Here is a 23,697-nt window from a genome sequence, read left to right on the forward strand (position 1 = left end):
ATCCCGCGCAACTGCGGTGGATCGGCTCTCGACGTCCGGAGGCCGCCAGCCGGGAAGTGACTGACCGCCTTCGCGGATGCACTCACCGTAGGGGCCGTGACCGCGCCGTGACAATGCTTCAAAGCACATTTGTGTAATTCGCTGTGCGCGCTGAGTCACAAGTGGGCTACGTCGTCGGGCAGCGCTGCGGGCGCCGCCGTTTCGGCCCGGCGCCTGAGGACCACTACCGGTACATGGACCTCCGCAAGCCCCTGCTCCTCCTCGCGCTCGTCGGTTCGCTGGTCGCCTGCGGCGACAACAGCGACCTGCAGCGCGGGGAGACGAACTGCGACTCGACCGCCGACCAGGCCAACAACCCGCACGACGCCAGCTGCGAGGAGACCGGCGTCAACGACGACGTCGAGTGACCGCTCCCCGTTGAGCCCCTCCGGACGAGGACCGCGGGCCGCGCTCGCCGCCGTCCTCTCGGGGATCCGGACCGGCCTCGCCGGCCGGGACCTCGCCCTCCTGGCCGCCGGGCTGACCTTCTACGCCGGTATCGCGATCGTTCCGCTGCTTGTGCTGGCCCTGGGACTGACCGCGTGGCTCACCTCCGCCGTGCGGGTCGAGGAGCTGGGACGCCGCCTCGCCGAGCTGCTCCCCGGCGAGCTCGGGGCGCCGGACGCCGTGGCCCGGCTGGTGGAGCCGGCGTGGGGCTGAGCCCGCTGGGCGCGGTGCTGGCCCTGGTGCCCATGTCGCTGTACGGCGAGGGGCTGCGGCGGGCCCTGCTGCGCTTCAGCACCCGCACGAAGGGCATGACCGGCTGGCGGGGCCGCCTCGCCTCGCTGCCCCTGCTGCTCCTCACCCCCGTGCTGCTCTACCCGCTGCTGCTGGTCGCGGCCGCGATGGCCGACCTCGCCGAGCGCGGCGGGCTCGCCGGCACCCTCGGCCAGCTGGCGGTGGGCTTCTACTCCTTGCTCGCGGCGCTCACCCTGCCGATCGCCTTCGGGTTCCGGGTCGTCGCCGGCGTCCCGCTGCACCTCCCCGCCCTCGTGATGGGCGCGCTGTTCACCGCCGCCTGCCTGCCGGGGTTCCTGCAGGGTTTCGTGCTGTTCCTGTCCCTGCCGCTGGACCTCGGTGCACCGGCCGGGGGGCTGGACGTCGTCGGCGGCGTCGTCGCCGTGGGGCTGTGGCTCTTCCTGCTGCACCTGGTCCTGGTGATCGGCTGGCTCGCCACCCGGTCCCTCGACGAGTTCCTGACCGGCCCGGCCGATGTGCCCGCGGCATCGGGACGGTAGGAACGGGACATGCCCGACTCGATGCTGGCCGGCCGGCTCAACGTGCGCACCCGCGAGTTCGTCGTCAAGGAGGTGCCCAAGCCGGCACCTGGCCCGGGCGAGGTGCTGATCAAGGTGGCCGCCGCCGGCATCTGCCTGTCCGACGTGCACCTCATCGAGGGCCAGCTCTCCCCGCTCTTCCTGGCCGGGGACGAGGTGACCCTCGGCCACGAGGTCGCCGGCACCGTGGCCGAGCCGGGCGACGGCGTCGTCGGCTGGGCCGAGGGGCAGCGGGTGCTGCTGCAGGCCGGTGAGCTCAAGGGCGACTGGGTGCACACCCGCGGCGTGGACTACGACGGCGGCTGGGCCGAGTACGCGCTGGCGACGGTCGACACGCTCGTCCCCGTGCCCGACGACCTGCCGCTGGAGCAGGCCTGCATCGTGCCCGACGCCGTCTCGACGCCGTGGGCCTCCATCGTGCGGACCGCGCAGGTGCGGCCCGCCCAGCCGGTGGGGGTCTGGGGCATCGGCGGGCTGGGCGCACACGCCGTTCAGCTGCTCCGCCTCGCCGGCGCGGCTCCGATCATCGCCGTCGACCCGGTGCCCGCCGCCCGGCAGCGCGCGCTGGATTTCGGCGCCGACCTGGCGCTGGACCCCACCGACGACATCGCCACCCAGGTCCGCGGGCTGACCGGTGGGGCGGGTCTCGCGTACGCCTTCGACTTCGCCGGCGTCGAGGCCGTGCGCGAGCAGGCGGTGCGCTGCCTGGAACGCGACGGCGCGCTGGTGCTCGTGGGCCTGACCGACCAGCCGCTGAGCATCCGCAACGGCACCCAGTTCAGCTACTTCGGCCAGCGGATCCTGGGGCACTACGGCTCCGAGCCCGCGCACGTCGTCGAGCTGGTGAACCTGATCCGCCACCGGAGGCTGGACCTCTCCCGGTCGATCTCCGGCACCCTGCCGCTGGCCGATGCGGCCGAGGGCGTGGAGCGGCTCGCGCACAAGCAGGGCGACCCGATCCGGCTGGTCCTCACGCCCTGACCGGCCGACCCCTTGCGGGGAGATGCGGGTACGGGCCAGCCTGCCCGCATGGGAACCGTCCGGTCCGCCGTGCTGCTCGGCGCCGCACTGGGCGTCCTGGCCGGGTGCGCACCGGCCGGCGCCGGGGACGGCGCACGGGTGGGGACGGCGTCGGGCTAGGGCTGGATCCCGCCGTCGCCGGGAACGCCGACGCGACGGCACTCGAGCGGCTGGGCGTCACCAGCCGGTTCCCGCTCTTCCCGGAGTCCCTCTCCGCGCCGGTGCCCGCCGCCGGCTGAGCTCAGGGGCGGTCGCCGGGCTCCACGATGTGCACGTCCACCGCCCGGAACTGGCCCGGCGTCGCGAGCAGCACCGCCTTGGTCGGCTCCCCCACGTCGAGGAACGACTCCCGGCGGAGCGCGGCGAGCGGGCGCAGCCTCGGATCGCCCAGCACGTCGTCCACGAGCCCACGGTCGCCACCGGGGAACAGCGCCGTGAGCCCGTCCAGGTGCGGCGTGAGCACCCGGACGGCGGTCTCGACCGCGTGGTCGACGACGGCGTCGGTCTGGTTGGACCGCCGGCGCGCGAAGCGCTGCTGCGACCAGCCCCCGGCCGCCGTCCGGCCCTGCACCTGCCGCGCGTCGACCTTGGACACGACGAGCTGCGCGCCGTCGAAGACCCCCACCGCCCAGCGGCCGCGGCGGATCAGCAGCACGGCGGCGCGATGATCACGCTGGGCCGCCGCGGTGAAGCTCCCGATCAGCGGAGCCTGCGGAGTCCAGCCGAAGGGCGCCCGCAGCGTGACCGCGGTGGTGTCGGCGCAGGTGAGGGACAGCCCGTCGTCCTCCGCTCGCACCTCGGTGAACGCCCCGTGCCGGGTGGCGACGCCGTCCAGCCAGCGGCCCAGCCGCTCCGGGGCCACCCCGAGCCGCCGCCCGCCGCCGGCGGCCGGCCGTGGCCGGGTCACCCGATCAGCCGGCCAGGGCCGGCTCGGGTGCGTGCTCGGCGGGCACGCGCAGCAGCCCCTGGAACAGCAGGACGACGACGGTGGCGACGCCGGCGGCCACGGTGGCGACGAGGAACGCGGCGTTGGCCCCCCAGACGTCGACGATCTTCCCCGCCGCGGAGGCGCCCAGGGCGACCCCGAGGCCGAGCGCCGTGCCGATCCAGGTGAAGGCCTCGGTGACCGCCGAGCGCGGCACGAGGAGCTCGGCGAGGGTGAACGAGCTGATCAGCGACGGCGAGACGGCGAGCCCGGCGACGACGACGAACGGCAGCATCACCCAGAGGTTCTCCACCAGCAGCAGCGGCACGGTGAGCACGGTCAGCACGACCAGGACGATGCCGAGCCTCCGGCGCAGCGGCGTCCGCCAGTGCACGACGCCCCAGCCGATACCGCTGGCCATGGAACCCACCGCCAGCCCGGCGATCAGCAGCCCGGACGTCGACTTGGCGTCGACCTGCTCGGCGAAGGCGACCAGGGCGATCTCCAGCGTGCCGAGGATGGCCCCCACGGCGGCGCCGACGACGAAGAGGACCCGCAGACCGCGGGTGCGGATGGCCGAGGGCCCCTGGCGGCTGACGTGCCCGTGCGGCTCGGGCTCGGTGCGGCGCTGCGCCGCGAACAGCAGGCTGCCCACCGTCGCCAGGGCGAAGGCGGTGACGACACCGGACGTCGAGTGCCCGGTGGTGGAGAGGAAGGTGACGAGCACCGGGCCGACGATGAAGGCGAACTCGTCGACGACGGACTCCATCGCCAGCGCGGTGGGCAATCGGTGGCTGCCGCGCAGCAGGTGGGTCCAGCGCACCCGGATCATCGAGGACACCGGCGGGATGCACGCCCCGGCGAAGCCCGCGGTGACGAAGACGATCCACAGCGGCCAGTCCCCGCGCACCGACGCCAGGAACAGCGCGCCGGAGATCACGAAGACCAGCAGGACCGGGAACAGCACCTTGCGCTGCCCGTGGGTGTCGGCCCAGCGGCCGAACAGGGGGCCGGCGATCGCGGTGGTGACCGCGCCGACGGCCGCGACGGCACCGCCGAGGCCGTAGGAGCCGGTCTCGTCGGCGACCAGCAGCACGCAGCCCAGCCCGACCATCGACAGGGGCAGCCGGCCGACGAACGCGGCCAGCACCATCGGCAGGGCATGCGGAGTCCGCAGGACCTGCAGGTAGGGGTTGGCCACGAGTGGGCAAGCCTCCGTCACACGTAGTGGGGCAGCCGCCACGCTAACCGACACCGGTCGGTCCTGCGCCGCGCCGCCTCGCGTCACGCCGCTGATGCCGCGTCGACGATCAGGTCACCTGATCGTCAAGGCTCCTGGCTCACGACCGGTGCTGAGCCAGGACCCAGAAGGATCAGGTCTCCTGATCATCAGAGGCGTGCAGCGGGGGACGGGCGACGAGGGCCCGGACCGCGGGTGCGGTCCGGGCCCCGGTGGCCTGCTGGAACGGCCACCCTCAGGGGCCCGCGCCGAGCGTGCGGGGCGTGGGGGGAGGGTGGTCCTTCGTCAGGCGAGCCGGCTCTTCAGGATCTCCAGCTCGTCCCACATCGTCGTCGGGAGCTTGTCACCGAACTTCTCGAACCACTCGGTGATCTGCGGGATCTCGGACTGCCACTCCTCGGGCTTGACGGCGAGGGCCTGCTCGACCTGCTCCGGCGTCATGTCCAGGCCGGAGACGTCCAGGGAGTCCACCGTCGGCACGTGGCCGACCGGCGTCTCGACGGCGGCCGCGGTGCCCTCGAGCCGCTCGACGACCCACTTCAGCACGCGGCTGTTCTCCCCGAAGCCCGGCCACAGGAAGCCGCCCTCGTCGTCCCGGCGGAACCAGTTGACGTAGAAGATCTTCGGCAGCTTGGCTGCGTCGGCCTGCTTGCCGGTGTTCACCCAGTGGCTGAAGTAGTCGGCGGCGTTGTAGCCGATGAACGGCAGCATGGCGAACGGGTCGCGGCGGATGACGCCGACCGCGCCGGTGGCGGCGGCGGTCGTCTCCGAGGAGAGCGTCGCACCCATGAACACGCCGTGGTTCCAGTCCCGGGCCTCGCTGACCAGTGGGATCGTGGTCTTGCGGCGGCCACCGAAGAGGATCGCCGAGATCGGCACACCCTTGGGGTCGTCGTACTCCGGCGCCAGGATCGGGCACTGGGTGATCGGGGTGCAGAACCGGCTGTTCGGGTGGCTGGAGAGCTCGTCGCTGTCCGGCGTCCAGTCCCGGCCCTTCCAGTCGGTGAGGTGCGCCGGCGGCTCGTCGGTCATGCCCTCCCACCAGACGTCGCCGTCGTCGGTCAGGGCGACGTTGGTGAAGACCGAGTTGCCCTTGTCGATCGTGCGCATGGCGTTGGGGTTGGTGTCCCAGCCCGTGCCCGGGGCGACGCCGAACAGGCCGTACTCGGGGTTGGTGGCGTAGAGCCGGCCGTCCTCGCCGAACCGCATCCAGGCGATGTCGTCACCGATGGTCTCGACCTTCCAGCCCGGGATGGTCGGCTCGAGCATGGCCAGGTTGGTCTTACCGCACGCCGAGGGGAAGGCGCCGGCGACGTAGTAGGTCTTCTGCTGCGGGCTGGTGAGCTTGAGGATCAGCATGTGCTCGGCGAGCCAGCCCTCGTCGCGGGCCATGACGGAGGCGATCCGCAGCGCGTAGGCCTTCTTGCCCAGCAGGGCGTTGCCGCCGTAGCCGGAGCCGTAGGACCAGATCATGCGCTCCTCGGGGAACTGCACGATGTACTTGGTCTGGCTGCAGGGCCACGGCACGTCGGCCTGACCCGGCTCCAGCGGGGCGCCGATGGAGTGCATGGCGGGGACGAACTGGCGGTCGGTCCCCAGCGCCTCGAGCACGCGGCTGCCGATGCGGGCCATGACCCGCATGGAGACGACGACGTACTCGGAGTCGGTGAGCTCGACGCCGAACATGGGGTTCTCGGCCTCGACCGGGCCCATGCAGAACGGGATGACGTACATCGTCCGCCCGCGCATGCATCCCCGGTACAGCTCGGTCATGACCGACTTCATCTCGCGGGGGTCCATCCAGTTGTTGGTGGGACCCGCGTCGGCCTCGTCGACCGAGCAGATGAAGGTGCGGTCCTCGACGCGCGCGACGTCGCTGGGGTCGGAGGCACACCAGTAGGAGTTCGGCTTCTTCTCCAGCGGCCGGAAGGTGCCGGCCTCGACGAGCTTCTGGGTGAGCCGCTCGGACTCCTCCTCGCTGCCGTCGACCCAGACCACCTGGTCCGGCGTCGTCAGCTCGGCCATCTCCCGCACCCAGGCCAGCAGCCGGGCGTGCGTGGTGGGGGCGTTCTCCAGACCGGGGGTGGCCACGGAAGTCACGGCGTCTCCATCCTCATGGGTTGCCGGAGCGGAATCGTGCCCCGGCGGTGGTGCCTACGAGTCAGCGACCGCGACTGCGGCCGACCTCGGGATCGGGCCAGGGTACAAGCGCGGACACACTGCTGTAACTGCGACAAATGTTACGTATAGGACGTCTACTCCTCAGCTCGGAAGACCCTGGTCAGGGGCGTTGTTCGACACATCTCGTGAACTCTTCCCCCGTACTCGAACCGTTCCGTCTCCGTGGCGTCACCCTCCGCAACCGGCTCGCGGTGGCGCCGATGTGCCAGTACTGCGTCACCGACGGCGTCGTCGGCGACTACCACCTCGTCCACCTGGGCCGATTCGCCCTCGGTGGCTTCGGCCTGGTCATGGTGGAGGCCACCGGGGTCACCCCGGAGGGCCGGATCAGCCCCGGGGACGTCGGTCTGTGGAACGACGAGCAGGTTCCCGGCCTGGCCCGGGTGGCCGCTTTCCTCCGCGAGCACGGGAGCGTTCCGGCCATCCAGCTGGCCCACGCCGGCGGCAAGGCGAACACGTTGCGCCCCTGGGATGGCTCCGGCCAGGTGACGCCGGAGAACGCCCGCCCGGGTGACGTGCCGTGGACCCCGGTCTCGCCCAGCGGGGTGCCGATGGGCGAGGGCTGGAACGCACCGCACCCGCTGACCGTCCAGGAGATGGCGGAGGTCCGCGAGGCCTTCGTCGCGGCCGCCCGGCGCGCGCTGACCGCCGGCTTCCAGGTGGCCGAGGTGCACGCGGCGCACGGATACCTGCTCAACCAGTTCCTCTCCCCGTTGACCAATCTGCGCGAGGACGAGTACGGCGGCTCCCTGGAGAACCGGATGCGGTTCCCCCTCGAGGTGGTCGAGGCCGTCCGGGCCGCCTGGCCGGAGGACCTTCCGCTGGTCGTGCGGGTCTCCGCCGTCGACGCCACGACCGAGGGGACGACGCTGGAGGACACCATCGCCTTCGCGCGGGAGCTGAAGGCGCGCGGCGTGGACGCCGTCGACGTCTCCGGGGGCGGCATCGGGTCGGGGTGGGAGCACCCGATCGGCTACGGCTACCAGGTGCCGTACGCCGCGGCGATCCGCGAGCAGGCCGGCATCCCGACCATGGCCGTCGGGCTCGTGGTGGACGCCCGCCAGGCCGAGGCGATCGTGGCCGAAGGCGCCGCGGACCTGGTCGCGGTGGCGCGGGAGGCGCAGGACGACCCGAACTTCGCCGTGCACGCCGCCCGCGAGCTCACCGAGGGGTCCTACGACGCCTATCCCGTGCAGGCCGGGCCGCGGCTGGCCTCGCGGGAGCGGCTGCTGGACCGGCTCGGCCCGTGGGCCGGCCCGAGCCCGGTGCAGGTCGTCCAGCCCGCCTGAGAGATCAGGTCCGGTACCCCGGTCCGGCTGCGGCCCAGAAGGTGTCCCAGTCGGCCGGGGCCGGACCGCCGGTCCCGACGGCGTCGAGCTCGTCGAGGTACCAGTGCCAGCCGCCGGCGTAGTCGGCTGCGGCCGCCTCCGCCGGGAAGAGCTGGACGAAGCGCAGGACGGTGCGTCCGCCCTCCTCGCGGAGGTCGAGGTCGATCCGCCCCGGCTCGCCGTCGGCCTGCGGCCAGAGGACGACGAGGCGGTGCGGCGGGTCGCACACCTCGATCGTCACGGGCTAAGCCGCCGGCTCCTGCTCGTGGGTCATCGTGAGCGTGCCGGTGACGCCTCCCCGCCGCTCCCCCTCGAAGGTCCCGATCCACCGAACCAGCCGGTCGGGCTCGGTGAGGGCGGACCAGACGCCGTCGATCGGGTCGGGCCAGGAACGGCGGAACTCCAGCCGCTGCCGCCCGTCCGGCTCGGTCGTGACGGTGCCGCGCCGGGTCTCCAGGTCCTCCCTCATGGGCCCCTCCGTTCCTCCGCGCCCGCCTGCCGCGAGCGATCTCGGTGTCCAGGGCATCCAGGCGCTGCGCCCACAGGTCGCGGTAGGGCTCCAGCCACTCGTCGAGCTCGCGCAGCGGCGCGGGGTCCAGCACGTTACGCATGCGTCGAGGGGTTCGCGCCCGCGGCATCGGGATAGGAGGTCGCCATGACCGTCACCGATCCCGACACCCCGGACCCGCTCAACGACCCCCGCACCACCCAGGCCGACCCGGGGGCCTACGGAGAGGGCGCCGACCTGGCCTCGACCGTGGACGACCCGGCGGCGACCGGAGAGGACGAGCTGGCCACGAGCCAGACACTCTCGGACGAGGCCGGCGGGGGCGACGTCACCGGCGGGGCGTTCTCCGAAGGATCATCGACCTGACTGTGTGACGGACCGGTCCTCTCGGGTATGTGGTCGGCGACCATGCTCGCAGCAACCGAGGAGGACCCATGGCCACCGGTGAGACCGGCTTCGAGGACGTCTACTACGACCTCATCTCCGTGCAGTATCACTCGCTCAAGGCGGGGCACGACTACGGCCAGTACGTCCGCGACGCCGAGAACGCCGGCCTGGACGACGTCGCGCAGTTCTTCCGCAAGGTGATGAAGCAGGACTCCAAGCGGGCCGCGAAGTGCCACGAGTTCCTCGGCCGCCTGCAGGGGACCAGCCAGGCGGGCCCGGCCGCGCAGTAGCGGGGCAGGATGGCCGGCGTGATCAGGACTGCACTGACCCGCCGGTTCGACCTGGGGACGCCGGTCATCGGTGCGCCGATGGCCGGCGTCGCCGGCGGTGCGCTCGCCGCCGCCGTCTCCCGCGCCGGCGGCCTGGGGATGATCGGCATCGCCGGCAATCACACGGCGGAGTTCGTCACCGCGCAGTGCGCGATCCCCGCGTCCGCCGGCCTGCCCTTCGGCGTGGGCCTCATGGCCTGGGTACTCGACGACCGGCCCGACCTGCTCCAGGCGACGATCGCCGCGCGGCCCGCGCTGGTCTCGGTGTCCTTCGGCGACCCCGGCCCCTACGTCGCTCCGCTGCACGACGCCGGCATCGCCGTCGCCGTCCAGGTGAACACCGTGGCCGACGTGCACCGCGCCGAGGCGGCCGGCGCGGACGTGATCGTGGCGCAGGGCAGCGAGGCCGGCGGGCACACCGGGCACCGCGCGACCTTGCCGCTGCTGCAGGAGGTCCTCACGCTCACCGACCTGCCGGTCGTGGCGGCCGGCGGGATCGCGACCGGGCGCGGGATGGCGGCCGTGCTCGCGGCCGGTGCCGCCGGGGTGTGGATCGGAACGCCGCTGCTGGCCTGCCCGGAGGGGCTCAACTCCCCCACCGCCCGCGCCCGCGTGCAAGCCGCGGCCGGCGAGGAGACGGTGCTGACCCGCGCCTTCGACGTCGCCCAGCGGCTGGCGTGGCCGTCGCGCTGGCCGGGCCGGGCGCTGGTGAACGAGTTCAGCCGCACCTGGCACGGCCGCGAGGAGGAGCTGGCGCGCGACGACGTCGCCTCGCAGCGGGTCGTGGACGCCCGGCGGAGCGATGACCTGGACCAGGCTCCGGTCTACGCGGGCGAGTCGGTGGGGCTGGTGACCGCCGAGCGGTCGGCGACCGACGTCGTCCGCGACCTGACGGCCGGGGCGGAGCGGGCGCTACGGGCGGTGCCGGACCTGCTGGCCTGAGCCGCCGTGGGTCAGACGGCGCAGCTGTCGTCGGTGCAGCCTTCGGCGGCCGGCACCGAGATCAGCGGGTTCGCGTCGGCCCAGGCACGCTCCAGCACGGAGAGCAGCAGCTCGGCGGGCTGGGCGCCCGCGGCGCCGTACTTGCGGTCGACCACGAAGAAGGGGACGCCGGTCGCGCCGAGCGACTGCGCGGTGGCGGAGTCCTGGTTCACGGCCGCGCGGTAGCGGCGGTCGGTGAGCACCTCGCGGGCCTCGGTCTCGTCCAGGCCCACCTCGGCGCCGAGCGCCACCAGGGAGTCGACGTCGAAGACGCTGCGCGACTCCTCGAAGTGGGCGTGCAGCAGCCGCTCCTTGAGCCGGCCCTGCACGCCGCGCTCGGCGGCGAGGTGCAGCAGCTCGTGGGCCAGCGAGGTGTTGCCACTGATGCCGTTGGCCAGGTCGTACTGCAGGCCTTCTGCGGCGGCGACGCCCTCGAGCTGGCTCATGTTCTGGCGCATCGCGTCCTCGCTCTGGCCGTACTTGCGGGCCAGGGCGGGCAGCGTCGCGTGCGTCTCGCCCTCGGGAATGGACGGGTCGAGCTGGAAGGAGCGCCACACGATCTCGACCTGGTCGCGGTGCGGGAACTGCTCCAGCGCCGTCTCGAGCCGGCGCTTGCCGACGTAGCACCACGGACAGACGACGTCGGACCACACCTCTACGCGCATGCCCGGCTCAACCTGACCACGCCCTCGGCCATTCCGGGGGTCACCCGTCGGCGGGATGCACCTCTGCGCGCGCCCGGCCGTCGCCGGGCGTGGGGTCGAGGAAGACGTACCGGACGCCCGAGTGACGGGCGACCAGCCGGCGCTCCGCCTCGTCGGAGGCGCGCTCGATGTCGGCCACCGTGGCGGAGTCCTCGAAGTCGACCTTGGCCGAGACGATGAGCTGGCCGGGGCCGATCACGGTGGTGAGCATGAACGGGACGTCGGTGATCTGCGGCAGGGCCACGATCTCGGCCTTGAGTTCCTCCTGCAACCGCGGCGAGATCGACTGCCCGATCAGCAGCGAGACGTTGGCGCGGCCCAGGGACCCGGCCACGAACAGCAGCAGGACGCCGATGGCGATGGCCGCAACGCCGTCCCACACCGGGTCACCGGTGAGGTGCTCCATGCCGAGCCCGGCGGCGGCGAGCACGAGCCCGACGAGCGCCGCCGTGTCTTCGAAGGTGACCGCCTTGACGGTGGTGTCGCTGGTCTCGGCGAGGTAGCGGCGCGGCGTCGTCCCCCACTTGTGGGCCTCGTTGCGCACCTGGCGCACGGCCTTGAGCCAGGACGCGCCCTCCAGCACGAACGAGACGGCGAGGACGATGTAGGCGATGGTCGGGGAGCCCTGCTCCTCGCCGCCGCGGATGGTGCTGACGCCCTGCCAGATCGAGAACCCGGCGCCGAGGCTGAAGGTGGCCAGGCAGGCCAGCAGCGCCCAGAAGTAGGTCTCCCGCCCGTAGCCGACCGGATGGCGGGCGTCGGGGGCCTTGGTGCCGCGCTTGAGCGCGATGAACAGCAGCACCTCGGTGATCGTGTCGGCCAGCGAGTGCGCGGCCTCCGACAGCATCGCCGACGAATGGCTGATCAGGCCGCCGACCAGCTTCGCGATCGCGATGCCCAGGTTGGCCAGACCGGCGATGACGACCGTCCCGGTCGACTCGCTCTCCCCACCGCTGTCGCCCGCGTCCTTCGCGAGAACGTGAGCGGGAGCGGGGGCCGGTTGGGTCATGCAACCCCGGTGCCCGGAAGGGCACCGGGGCATGCCTGGTGGGACTACCGGACGCCCATGAGGTCGACGACGAAGACCAGCGTCGCGCCGGGCTTGATGACGCCGCCCGCGCCACGCTCGCCGTAGGCCTTGTGCGCCGGGATGGTGAGCCGGCGACGACCGCCGACCTTCATGCCGACGATGCCCTCGTCCCAGCCCTGGATGACCATGCCGACGCCCACGCGGAACTCCAGGGGGTCGCCCCGGTCCCAGGACGCATCGAACTGCTCGCCACCGTCGTGCGTCACGCCCACGTAGTGCGCGCTGACCAGGTCGCCGGACTTGGCCTCCTGCCCCTCGCCCACGACGAGGTCCTCGATCACCAGGTCGTCGGGCGCGGGCCCGGTCGGCGGCTCGACGTCCGGTCGGCTCAGCTCGGCCACGGTTCTCCCTCCCGCGCCGGGGCGGTCCCGGCGCCGTCTGCCCCCATCCAAGCAGCGGCTGGACCCGGGGGCTCCTCGACGGGGACGTGCGGCCGCGCCCCCGGCGTGCTGGGGTGGGCGCATGGCTGTCGAAGAAGCGTCGTGGTGGACCCGAGCCGTCGTCTACCAGGTCTATCCGCGCTCGTTCTCCGACTCCGACGGCGACGGGATCGGCGACCTCGGCGGGATCCTGCAGCGGCTGGACCACCTGGCCGACCTGGGCGTCGACGTCCTGTGGCTCTCGCCGATCTATCCCTCGCCGCAGGCCGACAACGGCTACGACATCAGCGACTACCGGGACATCGACCCGCTCTTCGGCTCGCTGGCGCAGCTGGACGAGCTGATCGAGGCGCTGCACGCGCGCGGGATGAAGCTGCTCATGGACCTGGTCGTCAACCACACCAGCGACGCGCACCCCTGGTTCCTCGACGCCCGGTCGTCGAAGGACTCCGCCAAGCGCGACTGGTACTGGTGGCGCCCGCCGCGGCCCGGGTTCGCCGCCGGGGAGCCGGGCGCGGAGCCGACCAACTGGCAGTCCTTCTTCTCCGGGCCGGTCTGGGAGCTCGACGAGGCGTCCGGCGAGTACTACCTGCACCTGTTCGACCGGCGGCAGCCCGACCTGAACTGGGAGAACCCGCAGGTCCGGGCAGCGGTGCACGAGATGATGCGCTGGTGGCTCGACCGCGGGGTCGACGGCTTCCGCATGGACGTCATCAACATGCTCAGCAAGGACGTCGGCCCGCACGGCGAGCTGCACGACGGACCCCCGCTGCCCGGATCGGCCTTGGGAGACGGCTCGGCGTCCTATCTCTGCGGCCCGCGGATCCACGAGTTCCTCGCCGAGATGCACCGCGAGGTGTTCGCCGGACGAGACGGAACGTTCCTCACCGTCGGCGAGATGCCCGGCGTGACCGTCGAGCAGGCCCGGCTGTTCACCGACCCCGCCCGCGCCGAGGTGGACATGGTGTTCCAGTTCGAGCACATGGACCTGGACCGCGGGACGTCGAAGTGGGACGTGCGCCCGCTGCGCATGCGGGACCTCAAGGCCTCGTTCGGGCGCTGGCAGACGGGCCTGGCCGACGTCGGGTGGAACTCTCTCTACTGGGACAACCACGACCAGCCGCGCGCTGTCTCCCGCTTCGGCGACGACTCCCCGGAGTTCCGGCGCGACTCGGCGACCTGCCTGGCCACACTGCTGCACCTGCACCGCGGAACGCCCTACGTCTACCAGGGCGAGGAGATCGGGATGGCGAACTTCCCGTTCCGCTCGCTCGAGGAGTTCCGGGACGTCGAGTCGCTCAACCACCACGTGCAGGCCATGTCGGCCGGGGCGGATCCGGCGTCCGTGTTGGCGGCGCTGCGGACGATGAGCCGGGACAACGCGCGCACCCCGGTGCAGTGGGACGCCTCGCCGCACGCCGGGTTCACCACCGGGACGCCGTGGCTGCCGGTCAACCCTGATCACACCGAGTGGAACGTCGCCGCGCAGCGGGAGGACGGGGCCTCCGTCCTCGCCCACTACCGGCGGCTGATCGCCCTGCGCCATGACCTGCCCGTGGTGGCGCTGGGCGATTTCACGATGCTGCTGCCCGACTCCGACGAGGTGTACGCGTTCACCCGCTCCCTGGACGGCGAGACGCTCCTCGTCGTCTGCAACCTCTCGCGGACGACGCACCGGCTGGCCGAGCTGCTGCCCGAGGCGCCCGCGGCGGAGCTGGTGCTGGGCAACCTCGCCGACGACGACCCGGCGGAGCTCCGACCCTGGGAGGCCCGCGTCCTGCGGCTCGCCTGACGCCGGCCGCGGCGATGCCCTTGTGGCGGCATTGCGCGCCGCAGAATGTCTCTCCCAGGGATAGTGCCGCGACGCTTGACCCTCGACCCGGTCGAGGCCCGACGGTGCTGGACGTGGAGGAGCGCATGCGGGGGATCGGCCAGATGGCGCGCGACAGCGGCCTGACGGTGAGCGCCCTGCGGTTCTACGACGGCGCCGGCGTGCTCGTGCCGGCACACGTTGACCCGTGGACGAACTACCGCTGGTACGGAGACGACCAGGTCGTCGTCGCGCGGTTGCTCGCCCGGCTGCGACGGGTGGGTCTGCCGCTCGCCGAGATCAGCCGGGTGCTCGAGCACCGGAACGACCTCGCCGTCGTCGACGCCGTGCTGGAGGCGCACCTGAGGCGTCTCGAGGACGGCCTGGCCGATGCCCGCCGTGAGCTCCTCTCCGCCCGTTCCCTACTGGTTCAGGAGAGCCCGATGACCTCGATCGCCACCACCGCCCCCGCGCTGCTCGCGGCCCTGCGCGCCGTCCGCTTCGCCGTCGGCACCGACCCGGAGCTGCCGATGCTCACCGGCGTCCTCCTCGACGCCGACCCCGATGCCGTGCGGGTGGTTGCCACCGACCGCTACCGGCTGGTCGTGCGGCAGCTGCCCGGCGCGGTGCTCGACGGAGCTCGGATCAGCGTGATCGTGCCGGTCGCCCTGGTCGACGAGCTGCTGAGCAGCACGGCGAGCGGTCCGGTGACCGTGCGCGTTGACGGGGACGACGTCGTCGTGCAGGGGTCGGACCTCGCGCTGCGGGGCCGCCGGGTGGACGCCGACTTCCCCGACTACCGGCCACTGGTCCGCGAGCCGGGCAGCGCGCAGATGGAGCTCGACGTCGCCCGCTTCCGCGACGAGCTCGCCGCCGCGCCCACCCGCGCGGTGCCGACGGGACCCGACGGCGCGGAGGAGACCGCGACCGTGCTCACCCTGGGCGAGGTCGAAGTGGGCGTGAACCGCGAGTTCCTGCTGCAGGCGCTCGACGCCGACGACGCCGGCCAGCTCGTGCTGGACCTCGACGGGCCGCTCGCGCCGCTGGCCATCCGCGACCCCAGCCGCCCCGGCGACGTCAGTCTGCTGATGCCCATCCGCCTCCCCGCCTGACGATTGCGGGGTGCGTCAGGAGAGCGGAGAGCGGGGCAACAGGCGGTCGCTGATGATCCGCTTCTGGATCTCGCTGGTGCCCTCGAAGATCGTGGTGAGGCGGGCGTCGCGCCAGTGCCGCTCCACCTGCCGCTCGGTGGTGTAGCCGTTGCCGCCGTGCAGCTGCATGGCCTGGTTGGTCACCCGGATCGACATCTCGGTGGCCTCGAGCTTCACCATCGAGGCCTCCTTGTGCACCGGGAGCCCGAGGTCGAGCAGGTGGGCGACCTGCCGGTAGAACGCCCGGGACTGCTCGATCTGCGACGCCATCTCGGCGATGTTGAACCGCAGCGCCTGGAAGTCCGCGATCGGGTGGCCGAACTGCTCGCGCTCCTGGAGGTACCGGATCGAGTCCTCCAGCGCCGCGCGGGCGAGCCCGACCGCCCGGGCGGCGGTGTGCACGCGCGCGGTGTTGAGGAACTTCTGCGCCTCGGCGAAGCCCGCCTGCTTGGCCGCCTCACCCTCGGCGTCGCTCTCCTCGCGGGCGGCCCGGGCCTCGTCGATGACGTTCTCGCGCGGGATGCGGACGCCGTCGAAGGTGAGGTCCCAGGTGAGGAAGCCGTGGTAGCCGATCTTGTCGATCGGGTGCCCGGACAGCCCCTCCGGGAACGAGCCGCGCTCCTTCTCGAGCAGCAGGTTGATCAGGCCGGCCGAGCGGGACTCCCCGGGCTCCGGATCGCGCTCACGCACGAGGACCTGGATGAAGTCGGCGGCCTTCGCGTTGCCGCACCAGCGCTTGTGCCCGGTGACGACCCACTCGTCGCCGTCCAGGACGGCGCGGGTGGAGACCCCGGCCAGGTCGGACCCGGCGTCGGGCTCGGACAGCGCGATCGCGCCGATCCACTCACCGCGCGCGCTGCGGCCCAGCAGCTCGTGCCGGCGGTCGGCGTCGGGCACGGCGGTGCCCAGCCCCTGGGAGCGGGCCAGGATGCTGGCCGTCGACATCCAGGCGCGGGCCAGCTCCTCGCTGACCATGCAGTACTCGAACACGCCCAGCCCGAGGCCGCCCTGCTCGGCGGGCACCGTGATGCCGAAGTAGCCGAGCTCGGCCAGCCGGGACAGCAGCGACGCCGGGATCTCGCCCTTCTGCGGGTCCAGCTCGTCGGCGACCGGGAGGACCTCGTCCATGGCGAACCGGCGGGCCTGCTCCTGGAGCTTCTCCCGCTCGGGGGTGTGCCACGGCGGCAGCAGCGCCGGCGGCTGCGGCTCCCAGATCTCGTTCTCGGTCTCGTCCGAGCTCGACGTCATCGTCGGGTCTCCACTCGCTCGCGGCGGATGATCGCACTCACCTTGGCGACTGGACCTTCCCGCCGCACGTCGTCGTCACCCGTCCGGTGAGCAGGCTCACCCCGGTCGCTGAGCCGGACCGGCCGACGGAGAACCGCGCCGTGGCGCGGCTCCACGTCAGCCGGTGCTGGTCGAGCCGCGCCCCTGGGCGAGGCGGATGAAGTGCTCGACCAGCGCGGCGTCGTCGACGGTGCCGGTGTTGACGGCCTTCGCCGGGTCCACGCCCTGGAACAGCCGCTTGAGCGGCACCTCCAGCCGCTTGCCGGTGCGGGTATGCGGCACGCCGGGCACGGCGATCACCTCGTCGGGCACGTGCCGCGGGCTCGCCTGCTCCCGGATCGCCGAGCGCAGGCGGGCCACCAGGTCGTCGGTCAGCTCCTCCTCCGGCGCGAGCTGCACGAACAGCGGCATCCAGTAGCCGCCGTCGGAGAGCTCGACGCCGAGGACGACGCAGTCGACCACCTCGGGGAAGGCCTCCACGGCGGCGTAGATGTCGGCGGTGCCCATGCGCACGCCGCCGCGGTTGAGCGTGGAGTCGGAGCGGCCGGTGATGATGCAGGTGCCACGCTCGGTGATCTCCAACCAGTCGCCGTGCCGCCAGACGCCGGGCCACGGCTCGAAGTAGGCCGCCCGGTACCGCGCGCCATCGGGGTCGTTCCAGAAGTACAGCGGCATCGAGGGCATCGGCTCGGTCACGACCAGCTCGCCGAGCTCGCCGGTCACCGGCTCGCCGTCGTCGTTCCACGAGGCCACGGCCACCCCGAGGTTGGGCCGCTGCAGTTCGCCCGCCGTCACCGGCAGCAGCGGGCTGGACCCGATGAAGCCGGTCGCGACGTCGGTGCCGCCGGATGCCGAGGTCAGCTGCAGGTCCGTGCCGACGGCGTCGTAGACCCAGGAGTAGGTCGCGACCGGAAGCGGCGAGCCGGTGCAGCCGAGGACGCGGATCGAGGAGAGGTCGTGGTCCTCGCCCGGCCGGACCCCGGCCTTCTGCACCGCGGCGAGGTAGCCGGGGCTGGTGCCCAGGTGCGTGAGGCGGAGTTTCGCGGCGAGGGCGAACTGCGCGTCGACCACCGGGTAGGCCGGCGCCCCGTCGTGGACGACGGCCGTGGCGCCCGACAGCAGCGAGGACACCACGACGTTCCACATCATCCAGGCGGTCGAGGTGTACCAGTAGAAGCGGTCGCCGGGGCTCAGATCGCTGTGCAAGGTGCCCGACTTGCGCTGCTCCAGCACCACGCCGCCGTGACCGTGCACGATCCCCTTCGGCAGCCCCGTCGTGCCCGAGGAATAGAGGATCCACAGCGGGTGGTCGAAGGGCGTCGGCTCGAACACCGGCTCCTGCTCGTCGGCCACGGCCTCGGCCCACGGGAGCGCACCGTCGGGCACGTCGTCCGGGAAGAGCCGGGGGACGGCGATCGTCGTCCGCACCGTCGGCAGCGCGGCCCGGAGCTCCGCCACGACGTCCCGCCGGTCGTGCGCCCGCCCGTTGAACCGGTAGCCGTCGACGGCGACCAGCACCGTGGGCTCGATCTGGGCGAACCGATCCAGGACCGCGCGGGTGCCGAAGTCCGGCGCGCAGGCCGACCACACCGCGCCGATCGAGGCCGCGCCTAGGAACGCGACGATCGCCTCGGGCACGTTGGGCAGGTAGCCGACCACCCGATCACCGGAGCGGACGCCCAGCCGGCGCAGCGTCGCGGCGAAGGCGCCCACCTGCCCGCGCAGCGTCGCCCAGGAGATCTCCCGCGGCTCGCAGTCCTCCGCGACCGCGATGACCGCGGGATAGGCGTCGGTGGCCGAGCGGAGCGCCTGCTCGGCGTAGTTCACCGTCGTCCCGGGGAACCAGACCGCTCCCGGCATGCTCCGGTCGGGCAGCACCCGGTCGTCGGGGACATCGGGCAGCACGCCCGTCCAGGTCGCGAGGTCGCCCCAGAACTGGTCGAGGTTCTCCACCGACCAGCGCCACAGGGCGTCGTAGTCGGGAGGATCGCCGAAGGAGACGCCGCGGCGCTCCTCCACCCAGCGGGCGAAGGTCGCCATCCGGGTGTGCCGCATGCGGTCGGGGTCCGGTCGCCAGAGCTCCTCGGGGGTCTCGCTCACCCCCGCACCATGCCATCCTCTGTCCGCGCCGACCACGCCGTCCCGACCCCCGAGGAGCGCCCGTGTCGCCCGAACACGCCGACGAGCGCAACGTGCTCGGCGGCCCGCTGGAGCCGTGCGGCACCGATCCGGTCACCGGCTTCTACCGCGACGGGCACTGCAGCACCGGCCCCGACGACGTCGGCCGGCACACCGTCTGCGCCGTCGTCTCCGCGGAATTCCTCGCGATGCAGCGGGAACTGGGCAACGACCTGTCCACCCCACGGCCGGAGTACGGCTTTCCGGGACTGCGGCCGGGCGACCGCTGGTGCGTCGTCGCCGTCCGCTGGCTGCAGGCCTACCAGGCGGGGGTCGCCTCGGGTGTCGTGCTCGCCGCCACGAACGCCCGCTCGCTGGAGATCGTGCCGATGGAAGCGCTCCGGCAGCACGCCGTCGACGTCCCCGACGACATCCGCGGCCTGGAATGAACGCCGCACGGGAGGCGCTGCCGCCGGCATGAGTGACCTCCTCGACGTCCCCGTGACCACCCTCCAGGGCGAGCCGACGACGTTCGGCGCGCTCACCGGCGGTCGCCCCGCCCTCGTGGTCAACGTGGCCAGCAAGTGCGGGCTCACCCCGCAGTACACGGCGCTCGAGGCGCTGCACGAGGAGTACGGCAGCCGCGGCTTCACCGTCGTCGGCGTGCCCTGCAACCAGTTCATGGGTCAGGAGCCGGGCACCGCGGAGGAGATCGAGCAGTTCTGCTCGGCGACCTACGGCGTCACGTTCCCGATGACTGAGAAGGTCGACGTCAACGGCGCGGACGCCCATCCGCTGTTCCAGCAGCTCACCGCCGTCCCCGACCTGGACGGCGCCGCGGGTGATGTCTCCTGGAACTTCGAGAAGTGGGTCGTCTCGGGCTCGGGTGACGTGGTGGCCCGCTTCCGGCCGCGGACGCTGCCCGACGCTCCCGAGGTGCGCGCCGCGATCGAGTCGGTCCTCCCCGCCTGACACGGGGGGCGAGGGCGAGGCACCCGGCCTACCGTCGGGCCATGAGCGACGCCGACCTCCGCTTCTGGTTCGACCCGGTCTGCCCCTTCGCCTGGATGACCAGCAAGTGGGTCCGCATGGTGAGCGAGCAGCGGCAGTACGCCGTCGAGTGGCGGTTCATCTCGCTGCGGCTGCTCAACGCGCACATCGACTACGACGCGCACTTCCCGCCCGAGTACGAGGCCGGGCACACCTCGGGGCTCCGCCTGCTGCGGGTCGCCGCCCGCGTCCGGGCCGAGCACGGCCCCGAGGCCGTCGGCCCCCTGTACGCCGCGCTGGGCGGGCAGATCTTCGAGACGGCGAACGAGCCCGGTCACGAGGTCCGCCGCGGCACCCGCGATTTCCTCGAGCCGCTGCTCGCCGACCTGGGGCTCCCGACCGACCTCGCCGCAGCCCTGGACGACGACTCCTGGGATGCCCAGATCCAGGCGGAGACCGACGAGGCGCTGGCCCTGACCGGCAAGGACGTCGGGACGCCGATCCTGCAGTTCCGCCCGCCGGACGGCGTCGCCTTCTTCGGCCCGGTGATCAGCCGGCTGCCCGCCGAGGCCGAGGCGGTGCAGCTGTGGGACCACGTGATCGGGCTGGCCTCGTTCCCCGGGTTCGCCGAGCTCAAGCGCAGCCTGCGCGAGCGGCCGCAGCTGGTCGGGTTCGGCTGGCGGCCGGAGGAGCAGCAGGCCCAGGAGGACTGGCACGGCGGCAGCCGGCGGCAGAAGAAGTGACGGCGCCGGTGGAGACCCCTCCTCGGTGGAGGTAAGGTAAGCCTTATCTGACCTGCACCACCGTCCGTTCCGGGAGCTGCTCGTGGCCACCACGGTCGACGTCCCGGTCCGGGACGCAGCCCGCCCGCCCGCGCGCTCCCCGGGCGGCCGGCGGCTGGCCACCCTGCTCGTCCTGCTCGTGCTGGTCGTCGCGGCCGCGCTGGCCAGCATCGCCGTCGGCACCCGGTCCATCGGCCTGGGCGAGGTGTGGCGGTCGCTGCTCGACAGCGACCTGGCCACCGAGGAAGCGGTGATCGTCCGCCAGCTCCGGGTCCCGCGGACCGTGCTCGGCCTGCTGGTGGGGCTGGCGCTGGGCCTCGCGGGCGCGCTGATGCAGGGCCACACCCGCAACCCCCTCGGCGACCCCGGCCTGCTCGGCATCACCGCCGGCGCCAGCCTCGCCGTCGTCCTGGCCATCTCGGTGCTGGGGCTGAGCTCGCCGTCGGGCTACGTCTGGTTCGCCTTCGCCGGCGCCCTGGCCGGCACCGTGCTGGTCTACGCGATCGGCTCGGCCGGCCGCGGCGCGGCCACCCCGCTCACCCTCGCCCTGGCCGGCGCGGCGCTGTCGGCGCTGTTCTTCGCCCTGGTCCGGGCCATCCTGGTCAGCGACCAGCAGACCCTGGACAGCTTCCGGTTCTGGGTCGTGGGCTCCCTGGCGGGCCGCGGCGCCGAGGTCGCCTGGCAGGTGGGCCCGTTCATCGCCGCCGGCCTGGTGCTCGCGCTGGCCAACGCGCCGGCGCTGAACCTGCTGGGCCTGGGCGAGGACGTCGCCCGCGGTCTGGGCCAGCGGATCTGGCTGGCCCGCGTCGGCGGCCTGGGCGCCATCACGCTGCTGTGCGGCGCGGCCACCGCGGCCTGCGGGCCCATCGCGTTCGTCGGCCTCGTGGTGCCGCACATCGTGCGGGCGCTCACCGGCCCCGACCACCGGTGGCTCCTGCCGTGCTCGGGCCTGCTCGGCGCCGCGCTGCTGCTGGGCGCGGACGTGATCGGCCGGGTGGTCGCCCGGCCGGCCGAGCTGCAGGTCGGCATCGTCCTGGCGCTGCTCGGCGCACCCTTCTTCATCGCCCTCGTGCGCCGGACCCGGGCGGCCGGGCTGTGACCGCCGTGACCCAGGTGCGCGGCGGTCGGGCGGTGCGCGTCGGCCCGGTGTCGGCGTCGCTGCGCTGGCGCGACGCTGCGGTGCCGGTGCTCGCCTTCGCCGCCCTGGTGATCCTGTCCGCGGTCAGCATGGGTCGCGGCGACTTCCCCCTCGCCGTGCCCGACGTCCTGCGCACCCTGGTCGGCCTCGGGAAGGGGCCGCAGGAGTTCATCGTCCTGGAGCTGCGCGCCCCGCGGGTCGTCGTCGGCGTGCTGGTCGGGCTGGCGTTCGGCGTGGCCGGCGCGCTCTTCCAGACCTTCGCCCGCAACCCGCTGGCCTCCCCCGACACGCTGGGCATCACCACCGGCGCCTCCGCCGGGGCGGTGGCCGCCATCGTCCTGACCGGCGGGACGTCGACCGGCGCGGTCCTCGGCGGGCTGGGCATCCCGGTGGCGGCGCTGCTGGGGGCATTGCTGTCCGGGCTGCTGCTCTTCGCGCTCACCTGGCGGGCCGGCGTCGACGGGTACCGGCTCGTGCTGGTCGGCATCGCCCTCTGGTCGATCGGCACGGCGCTGGTCGACTGGCTGCTCACCAATGCCGAGATCTACGACGCGGCGTCGGCCTACGTCTGGATCACCGGCTCGCTCAACGCCCGCACCTGGGACCACGCGCTCCCGCTCGCGCTGGCGCTCGCCGTGCTGCTGCCCCTCGCGCTGGCCGCCACCCGCACGCTGGCGGTGATGCAGTTCGGCGACGACACCGCCCGCGGGCTCGGGGTGCGGCTGTCCGGCGCGCAGGCCGCCGTCGTCCTGATCGCGGTGGGGCTGGTGGCCTTCGCCGTCTCCGCCGCCGGGCCGATCGCGTTCGTCGCGCTGATCGTCCCGCAGGTCGCCGTGCGGCTCACCGGCGGATCCCGCCCTCCGCTGCTGGCCTCCGGCCTGGTCGGTGCGCTGCTCGTCGTGGGGGCCGACCTGGTCACCCGCACGGTGCTGCCCGAGGCGCTGCCCGTCGGCATCCTCACCGCCGCCATCGGCGCCCCCTACCTGCTCTGGCTCCTGGTCCGCGGAAGGCGGGGAAGCACGCTGTGACGATCGAGACCGGACTCGCGCCCCCCACCACGGCTACGGCGCCCGTGCGGCTGGCCGCCGAGCACGTGCGGCTGGCCTACGACGACCGCGTCGTCGTAGACGACCTGGACCTGGAGCTCACCGAGGGCTCGTTCACCGCGATCGTCGGGCCCAACGGCTGCGGCAAGTCCACGCTGCTGCGCGCACTCGGCCGGCTACTGCGCCCCACCGCGGGCCAGGTGCTGCTGGACGGCCGGGCGATCTCCCGGACGCCGACCCGCGAGGTGGCCAAGATCCTGGGCCTGCTGCCCCAGACGCCGGTGGCTCCGGAGGGCCTCACCGTCGGCGACCTGGTGGCGCGTGGCCGGCACCCGCACCAGACCTGGCTGCGCCAGTGGTCCCGCGACGACGAGGCCGTCGTCGCCGAGGCGCTGGCCTGGACCGACATGACCGAGCTGGCCTCCCGGCCGGTGGACGCGCTGTCCGGCGGCCAGCGGCAGCGGGCCTGGATCTCGATGGCGCTGGCCCAGGGCACCGATCTGCTGCTGCTCGACGAGCCCACCACCTACCTCGACCTCTCCCACCAGATCGACGTGCTCGAGCTGGTCGAGCGGCTGCACGCCGAGCGGGGCCGAACCGTCGTGGTGGTGTTGCACGACCTGAACCTGGCGGCGCGCTACGCGGAGCGCCTGGTGGCCATGAAGGACGGCGCGCTCGTCGCCTCCGGCACGCCCGACGAGGTGCTCACCGAGCAGCTGCTGGCCGACGTGTTCGACCTCGAGGCCCGGGTCCTGCCCGACCCCGTGGCGGGCACCCCGATGGTCGTGCCGGTGCGACGCCTGCGCTGACGCCCTCCTGCGGGTGGGGCAGGACGCGGCCAGCTGCACCCGTGGACGTGCATCGGCCCGGACCACGTCGCCCAGGCCGCCTCCATGGCGGAGCTCGCCGGCTACCTGACCGCGTGGGAGGACGTCAGCGCTTGAAAGAGGACCCCGTTCACCTCACCGCTCGCACGCTCGCGGCGA

General features: G+C 73.1%; 27 protein-coding genes. 17 read left to right on the top strand and 10 right to left on the bottom strand.

Features of this window, described 5'->3' with window-relative positions; translation table 11 throughout:
• Window positions 1-143: 143 nt before the first annotated feature.
• The 5 genes from C5508_RS00850 to C5508_RS19745 all read left to right on the top strand — a co-directional run bounded on the left by C5508_RS00850 (window position 144) and on the right by C5508_RS19745 (window position 2,575).
• Entirely contained in the window at window positions 144-407 is a 264-nt protein-coding gene (locus tag C5508_RS00850; RefSeq protein ID WP_157943890.1) for a hypothetical protein, read from the top strand.
• Window positions 408-417: 10 nt separating this feature from the next.
• Window positions 418-699, top strand: coding sequence for a hypothetical protein (locus C5508_RS20100; protein ID WP_232796828.1), 282 nt, complete (start codon window positions 418-420; stop codon window positions 697-699).
• Window positions 690-1,277: a YhjD/YihY/BrkB family envelope integrity protein gene (locus tag C5508_RS00855; RefSeq protein ID WP_232796829.1), complete on the top strand. Its 588-nt coding sequence runs from the start codon at window positions 690-692 to the stop codon at window positions 1,275-1,277. Before C5508_RS20100 ends, C5508_RS00855 begins: the two co-directional genes overlap by 10 nt.
• 9 nt (window positions 1,278-1,286) lie before the next feature.
• On the top strand, window positions 1,287-2,297 hold the full coding sequence (locus C5508_RS00860; protein WP_198597761.1) for a zinc-binding dehydrogenase: 1,011 nt from the start codon (window positions 1,287-1,289) through the stop codon (window positions 2,295-2,297).
• Window positions 2,298-2,401: 104 nt separating this feature from the next.
• Window positions 2,402-2,575: a hypothetical protein gene (locus C5508_RS19745; RefSeq protein ID WP_198597762.1), complete on the top strand. Its 174-nt coding sequence runs from the start codon at window positions 2,402-2,404 to the stop codon at window positions 2,573-2,575.
• Between the two features lie 2 nt (window positions 2,576-2,577).
• Here C5508_RS19745 and C5508_RS00865 read toward each other — a convergent pair whose 3' ends face one another.
• From C5508_RS00865 to C5508_RS00875, 3 genes are all read right to left on the bottom strand, one after another.
• Entirely contained in the window at window positions 2,578-3,243 is a 666-nt protein-coding gene (locus tag C5508_RS00865; RefSeq protein ID WP_104522671.1) for an acVLRF1 family peptidyl-tRNA hydrolase, read from the bottom strand.
• A gap of 4 nt (window positions 3,244-3,247) precedes the next feature.
• A complete protein-coding gene (locus C5508_RS00870; protein WP_104522673.1) occupies window positions 3,248-4,462 on the bottom strand; it encodes an MFS transporter in 1,215 nt (404 codons plus the stop codon).
• 324 nt (window positions 4,463-4,786) lie between these two features.
• A complete protein-coding gene (locus C5508_RS00875; protein ID WP_104522675.1) occupies window positions 4,787-6,601 on the bottom strand; it encodes a phosphoenolpyruvate carboxykinase (GTP) in 1,815 nt (604 codons plus the stop codon).
• 206 nt (window positions 6,602-6,807) lie between these two features.
• Here C5508_RS00875 and C5508_RS00880 point away from each other — a divergent pair, with 206 nt between their 5' ends.
• A complete protein-coding gene (locus C5508_RS00880) occupies window positions 6,808-7,971 on the top strand; it encodes an NADH:flavin oxidoreductase/NADH oxidase (protein WP_232796830.1) in 1,164 nt (387 codons plus the stop codon).
• Window positions 7,972-7,975: 4 nt separating this feature from the next.
• On the opposite strand, the gene C5508_RS20105 is transcribed toward C5508_RS00880, so the two are convergent.
• Both C5508_RS20105 and C5508_RS20110 read right to left on the bottom strand, forming a co-directional pair.
• Window positions 7,976-8,251, bottom strand: coding sequence for an SRPBCC domain-containing protein (locus C5508_RS20105; RefSeq protein WP_232796831.1), 276 nt, complete (start codon window positions 8,249-8,251; stop codon window positions 7,976-7,978).
• A 3-nt stretch (window positions 8,252-8,254) separates the two neighbouring features.
• Entirely contained in the window at window positions 8,255-8,479 is a 225-nt protein-coding gene (locus C5508_RS20110) for an SRPBCC family protein (RefSeq protein WP_232796832.1), read from the bottom strand.
• Window positions 8,480-8,665: 186 nt separating this feature from the next.
• On the opposite strand from C5508_RS20110, the gene C5508_RS00895 reads away from it, so the two are divergent.
• The 3 genes from C5508_RS00895 (at window position 8,666) to C5508_RS00905 (ending at window position 10,176) form a co-directional block, all read left to right on the top strand.
• Entirely contained in the window at window positions 8,666-8,884 is a 219-nt protein-coding gene (locus C5508_RS00895; protein WP_104522680.1) for a hypothetical protein, read from the top strand.
• Between the two features lie 68 nt (window positions 8,885-8,952).
• Window positions 8,953-9,195, top strand: coding sequence for an acyl carrier protein (locus tag C5508_RS00900; protein ID WP_104522682.1), 243 nt, complete (start codon window positions 8,953-8,955; stop codon window positions 9,193-9,195).
• An 18-nt stretch (window positions 9,196-9,213) separates the two neighbouring features.
• Window positions 9,214-10,176 (top strand): NAD(P)H-dependent flavin oxidoreductase, encoded by a 963-nt coding sequence (locus C5508_RS00905; RefSeq protein ID WP_104522684.1) that lies wholly within the window; start codon window positions 9,214-9,216, stop codon window positions 10,174-10,176.
• Window positions 10,177-10,187: 11 nt separating this feature from the next.
• Here C5508_RS00905 and C5508_RS00910 read toward each other — a convergent pair whose 3' ends face one another.
• From C5508_RS00910 to C5508_RS00920, 3 genes are read right to left on the bottom strand one after another with little or no spacing between them, the layout of a single operon-like run.
• The gene (locus C5508_RS00910; RefSeq protein ID WP_104522686.1) at window positions 10,188-10,880 is read right to left on the bottom strand and encodes a DsbA family oxidoreductase; all 693 of its coding nucleotides are present in this window, start codon (window positions 10,878-10,880) and stop codon (window positions 10,188-10,190) included.
• A gap of 40 nt (window positions 10,881-10,920) precedes the next feature.
• The gene (locus C5508_RS00915; protein ID WP_104522688.1) at window positions 10,921-11,928 is read right to left on the bottom strand and encodes a cation diffusion facilitator family transporter; all 1,008 of its coding nucleotides are present in this window, start codon (window positions 11,926-11,928) and stop codon (window positions 10,921-10,923) included.
• 44 nt (window positions 11,929-11,972) lie between these two features.
• On the bottom strand, window positions 11,973-12,350 hold the full coding sequence (locus tag C5508_RS00920) for an FKBP-type peptidyl-prolyl cis-trans isomerase (protein ID WP_104522690.1): 378 nt from the start codon (window positions 12,348-12,350) through the stop codon (window positions 11,973-11,975).
• Window positions 12,351-12,471: 121 nt separating this feature from the next.
• Here C5508_RS00920 and C5508_RS00925 point away from each other — a divergent pair, with 121 nt between their 5' ends.
• Together C5508_RS00925 and C5508_RS00930 are read left to right on the top strand one after the other, a co-directional pair.
• Window positions 12,472-14,181: a glycoside hydrolase family 13 protein gene (locus C5508_RS00925; RefSeq protein WP_104522692.1), complete on the top strand. Its 1,710-nt coding sequence runs from the start codon at window positions 12,472-12,474 to the stop codon at window positions 14,179-14,181.
• 113 nt (window positions 14,182-14,294) lie between these two features.
• Entirely contained in the window at window positions 14,295-15,311 is a 1,017-nt protein-coding gene (locus C5508_RS00930; protein WP_198597763.1) for a DNA polymerase III subunit beta family protein, read from the top strand.
• Between the two features lie 15 nt (window positions 15,312-15,326).
• On the opposite strand, the gene C5508_RS00935 is transcribed toward C5508_RS00930, so the two are convergent.
• Complete coding sequence (locus tag C5508_RS00935; protein WP_104522694.1) at window positions 15,327-16,598, bottom strand: acyl-CoA dehydrogenase family protein; 1,272 nt, start codon at window positions 16,596-16,598, stop codon at window positions 15,327-15,329.
• Window positions 16,599-16,754: 156 nt separating this feature from the next.
• Entirely contained in the window at window positions 16,755-18,737 is a 1,983-nt protein-coding gene (locus tag C5508_RS00940) for an acetoacetate--CoA ligase (RefSeq protein ID WP_232796833.1), read from the bottom strand.
• A gap of 62 nt (window positions 18,738-18,799) precedes the next feature.
• Between C5508_RS00940 and C5508_RS00945 the strand changes: the two genes are divergently transcribed.
• From C5508_RS00945 to C5508_RS00970, 6 genes are all read left to right on the top strand, one after another.
• Window positions 18,800-19,204: a DUF2237 family protein gene (locus tag C5508_RS00945; protein ID WP_104522698.1), complete on the top strand. Its 405-nt coding sequence runs from the start codon at window positions 18,800-18,802 to the stop codon at window positions 19,202-19,204.
• A 28-nt stretch (window positions 19,205-19,232) separates the two neighbouring features.
• A complete protein-coding gene (locus C5508_RS00950; RefSeq protein ID WP_104522700.1) occupies window positions 19,233-19,727 on the top strand; it encodes a glutathione peroxidase in 495 nt (164 codons plus the stop codon).
• 41 nt (window positions 19,728-19,768) lie between these two features.
• Window positions 19,769-20,488, top strand: a complete 720-nt coding sequence (locus C5508_RS00955; protein WP_104522702.1) for a mycothiol-dependent nitroreductase Rv2466c family protein — start codon at window positions 19,769-19,771, stop codon at window positions 20,486-20,488.
• An 82-nt stretch (window positions 20,489-20,570) separates the two neighbouring features.
• On the top strand, window positions 20,571-21,626 hold the full coding sequence (locus C5508_RS00960; RefSeq protein WP_104522704.1) for a FecCD family ABC transporter permease: 1,056 nt from the start codon (window positions 20,571-20,573) through the stop codon (window positions 21,624-21,626).
• Entirely contained in the window at window positions 21,623-22,693 is a 1,071-nt protein-coding gene (locus C5508_RS00965) for a FecCD family ABC transporter permease (RefSeq protein WP_104522706.1), read from the top strand. Before C5508_RS00960 ends, C5508_RS00965 begins: the two co-directional genes overlap by 4 nt.
• Window positions 22,690-23,520, top strand: coding sequence for an ABC transporter ATP-binding protein (locus C5508_RS00970; protein WP_104522708.1), 831 nt, complete (start codon window positions 22,690-22,692; stop codon window positions 23,518-23,520). Before C5508_RS00965 ends, C5508_RS00970 begins: the two co-directional genes overlap by 4 nt.
• Window positions 23,521-23,697: the final 177 nt, after the last annotated feature.

It is taken from the genome of Blastococcus atacamensis (assembly GCF_002938425.1).
Taxonomy (GTDB): Bacteria; Actinomycetota; Actinomycetes; order Mycobacteriales; family Geodermatophilaceae; genus Blastococcus; species Blastococcus atacamensis.

What these genes read in the sequence shown, in the direction of transcription:
- C5508_RS00860 (WP_198597761.1), top strand. Translation starts at nt 1,287, where the DNA reads ATGCCCGACTCGATGCTGGCCGGCCGGCTCAACGTGCGCACCCGCGAG.
- C5508_RS20110 (WP_232796832.1), bottom strand. Translation starts at nt 8,479, where the DNA reads ATGAGGGAGGACCTGGAGACCCGGCGCGGCACCGTCACGACCGAGCCG.
- C5508_RS00895 (WP_104522680.1), top strand. Translation starts at nt 8,666, where the DNA reads ATGACCGTCACCGATCCCGACACCCCGGACCCGCTCAACGACCCCCGC.
- C5508_RS00900 (WP_104522682.1), top strand. Translation starts at nt 8,953, where the DNA reads ATGGCCACCGGTGAGACCGGCTTCGAGGACGTCTACTACGACCTCATC.
- C5508_RS00910 (WP_104522686.1), bottom strand. Translation starts at nt 10,880, where the DNA reads ATGCGCGTAGAGGTGTGGTCCGACGTCGTCTGTCCGTGGTGCTACGTC.
- C5508_RS00915 (WP_104522688.1), bottom strand. Translation starts at nt 11,928, where the DNA reads ATGACCCAACCGGCCCCCGCTCCCGCTCACGTTCTCGCGAAGGACGCG.
- C5508_RS00925 (WP_104522692.1), top strand. Translation starts at nt 12,472, where the DNA reads ATGGCTGTCGAAGAAGCGTCGTGGTGGACCCGAGCCGTCGTCTACCAG.
- C5508_RS00935 (WP_104522694.1), bottom strand. Translation starts at nt 16,598, where the DNA reads ATGACGTCGAGCTCGGACGAGACCGAGAACGAGATCTGGGAGCCGCAG.
- C5508_RS00950 (WP_104522700.1), top strand. Translation starts at nt 19,233, where the DNA reads ATGAGTGACCTCCTCGACGTCCCCGTGACCACCCTCCAGGGCGAGCCG.
- C5508_RS00955 (WP_104522702.1), top strand. Translation starts at nt 19,769, where the DNA reads ATGAGCGACGCCGACCTCCGCTTCTGGTTCGACCCGGTCTGCCCCTTC.